The 9365-nt window shown below is 64.8% G+C and carries 7 protein-coding genes; 5 read left to right on the top strand and 2 right to left on the bottom strand.

Annotated elements, in window-relative coordinates; genetic code table 11:
• Window positions 1–4: 4 nt before the first annotated feature.
• Both GSQ95_RS17695 and GSQ95_RS17700 read right to left on the bottom strand, forming a co-directional pair.
• A complete protein-coding gene (locus GSQ95_RS17695) occupies window positions 5–949 on the bottom strand; it encodes an iron-siderophore ABC transporter substrate-binding protein (RefSeq protein WP_158896711.1) in 945 nt (314 codons plus the stop codon).
• A gap of 294 nt (window positions 950–1243) precedes the next feature.
• Window positions 1244–3370, bottom strand: a complete 2127-nt coding sequence (locus GSQ95_RS17700) for a TonB-dependent siderophore receptor (protein ID WP_158896710.1) — start codon at window positions 3368–3370, stop codon at window positions 1244–1246.
• A gap of 165 nt (window positions 3371–3535) precedes the next feature.
• Between GSQ95_RS17700 and guaB the strand changes: the two genes are divergently transcribed.
• The 5 genes from guaB (at window position 3536) to GSQ95_RS17725 (ending at window position 9135) form a co-directional block, all read left to right on the top strand.
• Window positions 3536–5005, top strand: a complete 1470-nt coding sequence (guaB, locus tag GSQ95_RS17705; RefSeq protein WP_158896709.1) for an IMP dehydrogenase — start codon at window positions 3536–3538, stop codon at window positions 5003–5005.
• Between the two features lie 128 nt (window positions 5006–5133).
• A complete protein-coding gene (guaA, locus tag GSQ95_RS17710) occupies window positions 5134–6711 on the top strand; it encodes a glutamine-hydrolyzing GMP synthase (RefSeq protein ID WP_133862639.1) in 1578 nt (525 codons plus the stop codon).
• Between the two features lie 301 nt (window positions 6712–7012).
• Complete coding sequence (locus GSQ95_RS17715; protein WP_158896708.1) at window positions 7013–8269, top strand: site-specific integrase; 1257 nt, start codon at window positions 7013–7015, stop codon at window positions 8267–8269.
• 61 nt (window positions 8270–8330) lie between these two features.
• Complete coding sequence (locus tag GSQ95_RS17720) at window positions 8331–8606, top strand: hypothetical protein (RefSeq protein ID WP_158896707.1); 276 nt, start codon at window positions 8331–8333, stop codon at window positions 8604–8606.
• 4 nt (window positions 8607–8610) lie between these two features.
• Window positions 8611–9135 (top strand): AlpA family transcriptional regulator, encoded by a 525-nt coding sequence (locus GSQ95_RS17725; protein WP_158896706.1) that lies wholly within the window; start codon window positions 8611–8613, stop codon window positions 9133–9135.
• The last annotated feature ends 230 nt before the right edge of the window (window positions 9136–9365 follow it).

Here is a 9365-nt window from a genome sequence, read left to right on the forward strand (position 1 = left end):
GGGGTCATGCCATCCCCAGGGCGCCGGCGACCGTGCCGATCACCTGGCGGGCGGCGAGGGGGCCGGCGTTGAGATAGAAGGCGTCGGTATCCACGCGAACGGCCCGGGACTGACGCACCGCAGTCAGCCGCGGCCACAGCGGTTGCCGCGCCAGGCTGGCCAGGGCGGTGCCCTGCTCGGCATAGAACAGCCAGTCGGCGTCGGCCAGATCGAGCAACTCGGCGCTGACATCCTGCGAGGTGCCCTTGAAGCGCTGCGCCGCCGGGCGGGTCACGCCCATGGCCTGCAGCAGGCCGCCGGCAAAGGAATCCACGCCCATCAGGCGCAGCCGGGCGCCACTGGAAAACAGCAGGGAGGCGGAGGGCGGCTGGGCGCCGAAGCGCTGCGCCAGGCCGGCGAGATCCCGATCCAGCTCCGCCAGCAGGCGCTCGGCCTGTTGGCGCCGCCCCAGGGCATCGGCCAGCACGAGGAAGTCCGGCCGCCAGTTGCCACCGGTGCCGCGCGCCACCACCGTGGGGGCGATGCGCGAAAACAGCTCCAGGCCGCCGGCCTTGAGTACGGTGCGGTTGAGCACGATCAGATCCGGCGCCAGGCGCGCCAGGGCTTCCAGATCCGGCGCCTGGCGACTGCCCAGATCGACCATGGCGTCCAGCTCGCCGGCGCGGCTGGCGAGGGCGCTGCGCAGATAGCCGGGGGCCAGTTCGCGATTGTCCACCCGGGTGGTGCCCGCCGGGATCACGCCCAGGCTCAGGGCGGCGTCCAGCTGGCCGGTGGAGATCACGGCCACCCGTTGGGGCTGGCGGGGGATGAGGGTGCTACCCACCACATGCTCTACCTGCCGCGGGAACTCGCCATCGACGACCGCTGCACGCGCGAACACCCGACCGGACAGGCCGGCGAGCAGGACGGTACCAGTGGCGAACTGGAGAAAGGCGCGACGATCGAGCATGAAGGCGACTGGCTGAAGACCGAAAGAGGCCCGCCAGGCGGGCCGAAGCCCCGAGCGGGGCGGCTAGGATAGAGCATCGTTACGGGCCTGGCATCCGCTAAGGACGCCGGGCCGGTCCCTCTCCCTCTGGTGTGAGGGCAGGCTGCTAGCGGATCGCGGCCATGGGCCGCTCCTACAGGTGATGCAAACTTGGGCGTAGCGTGGAAAACCGCGAAGCGTTTTCCACTGTGTTGCACGTTTCGATCCGCCCCCTCTCCACTTGGGAGAGGGCTGGGGTGAGGGCAGGCCGCTGGCTTAGAAGCTCACCGTGGCACTCAGCCGCGCCGTCCGCGGCTCGCCCACCGCCACCTGCAGCGGACTGTTGGCGCTCGACGGGTAGTACTGCTTGTCGAACAGGTTGTCGACGTTGAGCTGCAGGCGGGTCTGGTAGCCGGTCACCGGCAGGTCCCAGCGCAGGAAGGCGTCGGCCACGGTGTAGCTGCTCATGTAGAAGCTGTTCGCCGCATCGCCGGCCCGCTCGCCGACGTAGCGCGCGCCGCCGCCGAGGTGCCAGCCACCGAGGTTGGAGGGGACCAGCAGGTGGTGGGTCAGATAGAGGCTGCCGCTGTGCTTGGGTGCCTGGGGCAGGCGCTTGCCCTCGTTGCTGGGATCGTCGAGCACCTCGGTGTGATCGTAGGCGTAGGTGGCAATCATGTCCCAGCGTTCGGCCAGATGGCCGGTGAGGTCCACTTCGAGGCCCCGCGAGCCGACCTTACCGGCGGCTTCGCTCACGCTCACACCCGCCACGTTGCTGGTGGTCACCACATTCTTCTTCTGGATGTCGTACAGCGCCACGTTCAGATTCAGACCAGGCGTCAGGTCGTACTTGGCACCCACCTCGAAGCTGCGGCCTTCTTCGGGATCGAAGGTGTTGCCGCGGTCGTCGACGGTGGTATTCGGCACGAAGGATCGACTGTAGTTACCGTATAGCGACAGGGTATCGGTGGCCTGGAACACCACACCGGCCAGCGGCAGGGCCGCGTGATCGCGCTTGTCCAGATTGACGACGTAATCCCGGCCCAGGCCTTGATCGCTGTACTGCTTGAAAGTCTGGTAGCGGCCGCCCAGCACCAGGATCCAGCGATCGTTCAGGTGCCAGTTGTCCTTGAAGTACAGCGAAGTGGATTCCAGGCTGCTGTCCTGGTCGCTCTGGGTCGTGCTCAGGAGGCTGGGTGCTGCCAGGCTGCCGTACACCGGCGCGTTGATATTGATGTTGCGGCGCGAGGCATTGTTGTTGCGGTAGGTGTTGCCGCGGTACTGGTCGTTATCCTCGTGATCGAGGCCCACCAGCAGATCATGGCGTTGGCCCAGCAGGTCCTGCCGGCCGATGAAGTCCCAGCTGGCGTACGTCGTCTCGTAATCGTAATGGGCGCCATTGGCCGTGCGCAGCAGATTGCCATTCGCGGCCAAGGAGACCGGCTGGGCGAAGTCCAGGCTGTAGCGGTCGTTGTTCCAGGCGTAGATCAGCCGCGTCTTCCAGTCATCACTGAGCTGGTACTCGTAGCGAGCGCTAGCCGTCTCGGTGATGCCTTTGCTCTCGGACCATTTCTCGTCGAGGCGCTTGTCGTAGCTGGCGCTGCTGGGATGCCCATTGACGAACACCGTCCCGCGATCCACCGGGCCGGTGTAATCGTTATAGGAATAGGCCAGGGTCAGGCTGGCGCGCTCGCCGGTCCAGGACAGCGACGGCGCCACCAGACTGTGCTGATCCACCCCGTAGTTGCGCCAATAGTCCTCGCTCTGGCGCTCGGCGATCAGCCGATAGGCGAAGCCGCTGTCACCCAGGGGGCCGGTGGTGTCGATGCCGAGATTGCCGCCGCCTTCGCTGTAGGCCGAGCCGCTCAGGGTAGTGCGTTGCTGGTACTGCGGCTGCTTGCTGACCACGTTGATCAGGCCGCCAGGCTCCAGGGCGCCATAGAGCAGCGAGGCGGGGCCCTTCAGGACCTCCACGCGCTCGGCGGTGGCGTCGAAGTTGTGCGACAGATTCGAGCGCACCCCATCGCGAAAGATGGAGCCATCGGCGTTGCTGCCGAAGCCGCGCTTGACGAAGGCATCCTTGGTCCCGGCCAGGGTGTTGCCCTGGGTCACGCCGCTGACGAATTTCGAGGCGTCGTCCAGGGTCCGCACCTCGTAGTCCTGGATCAGCTGCGGGGTCACGGTCTGCACCGATTGCGCCTCTTCCCTGATCGGCACATCGCTCTTGCTCGCCGTGGAAGCGGTAGCCGCCCGATAGCTGTCGTCTGCCTCGCTGGCCGTGGCGGAAATGTCCATGGGGGCAAGGCTCGCGTTTTCCGCGGCCAGCAGGCCCGAACTGGTTGCCAGGGCCAGGGTGCTGAAGGCGAAGGGCGCGAAATGGCGAAGGGCTCTGGGCGGGGTGTTCAAGGGCGTTCTCGGCAGGGGCGGGTAAAGTGGCGGCGATTCTATGTTGATAGTCATTCTCACGTAAATCGAATCCTCTTACCGTTGGTGTCCGAGTGCGTTGCCGCCCATCCCCAAGCGCAGGTATAATGTCGCGCTCCTAAATTTTCCCGCCCGGGAGCGCCCGCCATGCTGCGCATCAGCCAAGAAGCCCTGACGTTCGACGATGTTCTCCTCATCCCCGGCTATTCGGATGTCCTGCCGAAAGACGTCAGTCTCAAGACCCGCCTGACCCGTGGCATCGAGCTGAACATTCCCCTGGTGTCCGCCGCCATGGACACCGTGACCGAGTCCCGTCTGGCCATCGCCATGGCCCAAGAAGGCGGCATCGGCATCATCCACAAGAACATGACCGTCGAGCAGCAGGCCGCGGAAGTCCGCAAGGTCAAGCGCTTCGAGGCCGGCGTGGTGAAGGACCCCATCACCATCGACGCCGACGCCAGCGTGCGCGATCTGTTCGACCTGACCCGTCTGCACAACATCTCCGGTGTCCCGGTGATCTCCGGCCGTGACCTGGTGGGTATCGTCACCTCCCGCGACGTGCGCTTCGAGACCCGTCTCGACGTGCCAGTGCGCGAAGTCATGACCCCCAAGGATCGCCTGGTCACCGTGCGCGAAGGCGCCGACAAGCAGGAAGTCCGCGAGCTGCTGCACAAGCACCGCATCGAGAAGGTGCTGATCGTCGACGAAGCCTTCGCCCTCAAGGGCATGATGACCGTCAAGGACATCGAGAAGGCCAAGGCCTACCCCAACGCCAGCAAGGACGCCGCCGGTAGCCTGCGCGTCGGTGCCGCCGTCGGTACCGGTTCCGAGACCCCCGAGCGCGTGGCCGCCCTGGTCGCCGCCGGCGTCGACGTCATCGTCGTCGACACCGCCCACGGCCACTCCAAGGGCGTGATCGAGCGCGTGCGCTGGGTCAAGGAGACCTACCCGCAGGTGCAGGTGATCGGCGGCAACATCGCCACCGCCGAAGCCGCCAAGGCCCTGGCTGATGCCGGCGCCGACGCGGTCAAGGTCGGCATCGGCCCGGGCTCCATCTGCACCACCCGCATCGTCGCCGGTGTCGGCGTGCCGCAGATCTCCGCCATCGCCAACGTCGCCGCCGCCCTCGAAGGCACCGGCGTCCCACTGATCGCCGACGGTGGTATCCGCTTCTCCGGTGACCTGTCCAAGGCCATCGTCGCCGGTGGCTACTGCGTGATGATGGGCTCCATGTTCGCCGGTACCGAAGAGGCCCCGGGCGAGGTCGAGCTGTTCCAGGGCCGCTCCTACAAGTCCTACCGCGGCATGGGCTCCCTGGGCGCCATGTCCCAGACCCAGGGCTCCAGCGACCGCTACTTCCAGGACTCCGCCTCCGGCGCCGAGAAGCTGGTCCCGGAAGGCATCGAAGGCCGCGTCCCCTACAAGGGTCCGCTGGCGGCGATCATCCACCAGCTGATGGGCGGCCTGCGTGCCTCCATGGGCTACACCGGTTGCGCCACCGTCGAGCAGATGCGTACCAAGCCGCAGTTCGTGCGCATCACCGGCGCCGGCATGGCCGAATCCCACGTCCACGACGTGCAGATCACCAAGGAAGCGCCTAACTACCGCGTTAGCTGATTCCTGATTCAAGAGCCTGTTAAAAGCGCCGCGTGTGGACTTTTAACAGGCTCTTAGTTCTTACGTAGCGATTCGGGGCTGTCTTACAGCCCCGAATCGTCTGAACCTAGCGCTATCGAGACCTGGCCATGTCCCAAGACATCCACGCCCACCGCATCCTCATCCTCGACTTCGGCTCCCAGTACACCCAGCTCATAGCCCGCCGCGTGCGCGAGCTGGGCGTCTATTGCGAGCTGCATCCCTTCGACATGGACGACGCCGACATCCGCGCCTTCGCTCCGCGCGGCATCATCCTCGCCGGCGGGCCCGAGTCGGTCCATGAGGCCGGCAGCCCGCGCGCACCCAAGGCGGTGTTCGACCTGGGCGTACCGCTGTTCGGCATCTGCTACGGCATGCAGACCATGGCCGAGCAACTCGGCGGCAAGGTCGAAGGCTCCAACATCCGTGAATTCGGCTATGCCAAGGTCGACGTGGTCGGCAAGAGCCGCCTGCTCGAAGGCATCCAGGACCACCTCGACGACGACGGCGTGCTCGGCCTGGACGTCTGGATGAGCCATGGCGACAAGGTCGGCAAGCTGCCGGAAGGCTTCCACATCGTCGCCAGCACCCCGAGCTGCGCCATCGCCGCCATGGGCGACGACGAGCGCGGCTGGTACGGCGTGCAGTTCCACCCCGAGGTGACCCACACCAAGCAGGGCGGGCGCATCCTCTCGCGCTTCCTGAAGGACATCTGCGGCTGCGAAGCCCTCTGGACCCCGGCCAACATCGTCGAGGACGCCATCGCCCAGGTGCGCGCTCAGGTCGGCAGCGCCAACGTGCTGCTGGGCCTCTCCGGCGGGGTCGACTCCTCGGTGGTCGCAGCCCTGCTGCACAAGGCCATCGGCGACCAGCTGACCTGCGTCTTCGTCGACAACGGCCTGCTGCGCCTGCACGAGGGTGACCAGGTGATGGCCATGTTCGCCGAGAACATGGGCGTCAAGGTGATCCGCTCCAACTCCGAGCAGCGCTTCCTGACCAACCTGGAAGGCGAAGCCGACCCGGAGAAGAAGCGCAAGATCATCGGCCGCACCTTCATCGACGTCTTCGACGCTGAAGCCAGCAAGCTCGACAACATCAAGTTCCTGGCCCAGGGCACCATCTACCCCGACGTCATCGAGTCGGCCGGCGCCAAGACCGGCAAGGCCCACGTCATCAAGTCCCACCACAACGTCGGTGGCCTGCCCGAGGAGATGAACCTCAAGCTGGTCGAGCCGCTGCGCGAACTGTTCAAGGACGAGGTGCGCAAGATCGGCCTGGAACTGGGGCTGCCCTACGACATGGTCTATCGCCATCCTTTCCCTGGCCCGGGCCTGGGCGTGCGCATCCTCGGCGAAGTGAAGAAGGAATACGCCGACCTGCTGCGCCGCGCCGACGACATCTTCATCAGCGAACTGCGCAAGGCCGACTGGTACCACAAGGTCAGCCAGGCCTTCGTCGTCTTCCAGCCGGTGAAATCCGTCGGCGTGGTCGGCGACGGCCGCCGCTACGCCTGGGTCGTCGCCCTGCGCGCGGTGGAAACCATCGACTTCATGACCGCCCGCTGGGCCCATCTGCCCTACGAGCTGCTGGAAAAGGTCTCCAACCGCATCATCAACGAAATCGACGGCATCTCTCGCGTCACCTACGACGTCTCGAGCAAGCCGCCGGCGACGATCGAGTGGGAGTGAATTGACGTCCTTCGGGGACTATCGCCAGCTATCGAAGAACTGATGTAACGTGTTGATTTAAAAAGAAATACGTCACAACAGCTATCGGTGACTATCGCCGGCCAGCAGGACAGGTTGGCGGTAGAACTGGCGGTAAGAACCGGAGGCCGGATTAAGACCCTCTCATTCACTATTCAGACCAAAGCCGTCTTTGACGGTAAAAGTCTTCTCGGGAAAGCTGGTTTTATGCGGCTTTCCGAGCATCAGCAGGTCTCCTGACCCCTGACGGTAAAAGCCGTCACGAATAGGAGGAAAAACCTCGATGCTTACCGACACCGCACTGCGCAACTTTAAGCCTAAGTCCAAGACTTATAAGGCTTTCGACCGGGATGGAATGTACGTGACGGTATCGCCCGTCGGTACCGTCACCTTCCGCTACGATTACCGTCTCAACGGTCGCCGCGAGACGCTGACCATCGGTCGCTACGGGCCGGCCGGCGTTTCGCTGGCTCTGGCCCGCGAAAAGCTGATCGACGCCAAGAAGGCCGTCGCCCAAGGCAAGTCCCCCGCCCTGGAGAAGCAGCGCGAGAAGCGTCGGCTGACCGCCGCCAAGACCTTTGGCGAGATGACCGGGAAGTGGATGGCGGGTGCCCGGATGGCCGACAGCACCAAGGCGATGCGCAAGAGCATCGTTGATCGGGACATCTTGCCTGTCTTCGAGAACCGGCAACTCAACGAAATTACTGCCGATGACCTGCGTGCCTTGTGCAACAAAGTGAAGGCGCGCGGTGCGCCCGCCACGGCGGTGCACATCCGCGATATCGTAAAGCAGGTCTATGCCTTCGCCATCCTGCACGGCGAGAAGGTGGACAACCCAGCCGCCGACGTGGGTGCGGCGTCGATTGCGACTTTCGTGCCGAAGGATCGCGCCTTGTCGCCGCTGGAGATCCGCTTGATGGCGCGGCAGATGGAATCGGTGGCGACCTATCCGACCATCCGGCTGGCGCTGCGCATGATCCTGCTGACGCTGGTGCGCAAGAGCGAACTGATCCAAGCGACTTGGGATGAAGTCGATTTCGAGAGTGCGACCTGGACGATTCCGAAGCATCGGATGAAGGGGCGCAACCCGCATGTGGTCTATCTCTCGCGCCAGGCGCTCGACATCTTCGTGGCGTTGCATACCTGCGCGGCCGGTTCCAAGTTTGTGCTGCCGTCGCGCTACGACGCCGACCGCTGCATGTCGAACGCGACCTTGAACCGGGTCACGCAGATCGTGGCGGAGCGGGCCAAGGCTGCTGGCCTGCCGTTGGAGCCGTTCACCGTCCACGACTTGCGCCGTACCGGCTCTACGCTGCTCAACGAAATCGGCTTCAACCGCGACTGGATCGAGAAGTGTCTGGCACACGAAGACGGCCGTTCCTCGCGCTCGATCTACAACAAGGCCGAGTACGCCGAGCAGCGGCGCCACATGCTCCAAGAGTGGGCCAACATGGTCGATGCTTGGATCGACGGGCAGACCTACGTGCCGAAGCTGATGCCGGAGAACGTGGTCGTGCCGGCGTTGAGCGCGATGGCCTGAAGTGGCGCCTAGGTTGTCACTTGACAACCTAGGCAATCATCCCCATACTGAAGTATCACTGATGGCCCGTTCCTCTCATCCGAAGAAAGAGGTCGAGGAAGCTCTCAGGCACGCCGAAGGGCAGGGTTGGCGCGTCGAAGTCGGCGGCAGCCACGCTTGGGGGCGTATTTACTGTCCGTACAACGACGAGGAGTGCCGCTGCGGCGAGTTCTGCATCACGTCGGTATGGAGTACGCCGAAGAACCCCGGCAACCACGCCCGCGCCTTGCGGCGTGTCGTGGACAACTGCACCACGCATCGCAAGCAGCGCGAGGCTGGTGACGATGCCAAGGAGTAGCGCGATGGAATACACCTTTACCTTGAAGTACCAGCTTGCCGACGACTACCGCGACCCGGACGTGCTGGTCGAGTGCCTGGGCGAAGCCGGCTGCGACGATGCCTTGGTCGGCATAGGCCAGCCCGGACGGCTGGCGCTGGAGTTCACACGCGAGGCGGCCGATGCGGAGTCTGCCGTGCGTAGTGCGCTGGCGAATGTGCGCAGTGCCGTGCCGTCGGCCAAGCTGATCGAAGTTGCGCCGGATTTGGTTGGGCTGACCGACGTGGCCGATATCGTAGGGGTGTCGCGGCAGAACATGCGCAAGCTCATGTTGGCGCATCCGGGTAGCTTTCCCGCGCCGGTGCATGAGGGAAGTGCGTCGATCTGGCACCTAGCCGACGTGCTGGCCTGGTTGCAGGCCAAGGGCAGCTATTCGCTGGCCAAGGACGTGCTGGAAGTTGCGCGGGTGGCCCTGCAGGTCAACGTGGCAAAGGAAGGCCAACGCCTGCCACGCTCGGCGTCCAAGGAACTGCAAGCCTTGGTTGGATGAGGCGCGTTGTCGGCCTCATCCTTCTCTCGAACCCGCCCCAACAGGGCGGGTTTTTCGTAGGTGGACATCCGGTATTGAGGTGCTGCGGCGAGGGGCTTGTTTACGTGCCTCGACCCACGCTTCCACTTCGGCCAAGTCCCACACGACACAGCGCGGCGTCAGGTTGAAGCGGCGCGTGTGGATTCAACCGGTGAACGCAACACACTAAATCCTGCGTAAGCAGGAGGGTG

It is taken from the genome of Pseudomonas sp. BAV 4579 (assembly GCF_009765395.1).
Taxonomy (GTDB): domain Bacteria; phylum Pseudomonadota; class Gammaproteobacteria; order Pseudomonadales; family Pseudomonadaceae; genus Chryseomonas; species Chryseomonas aestiva.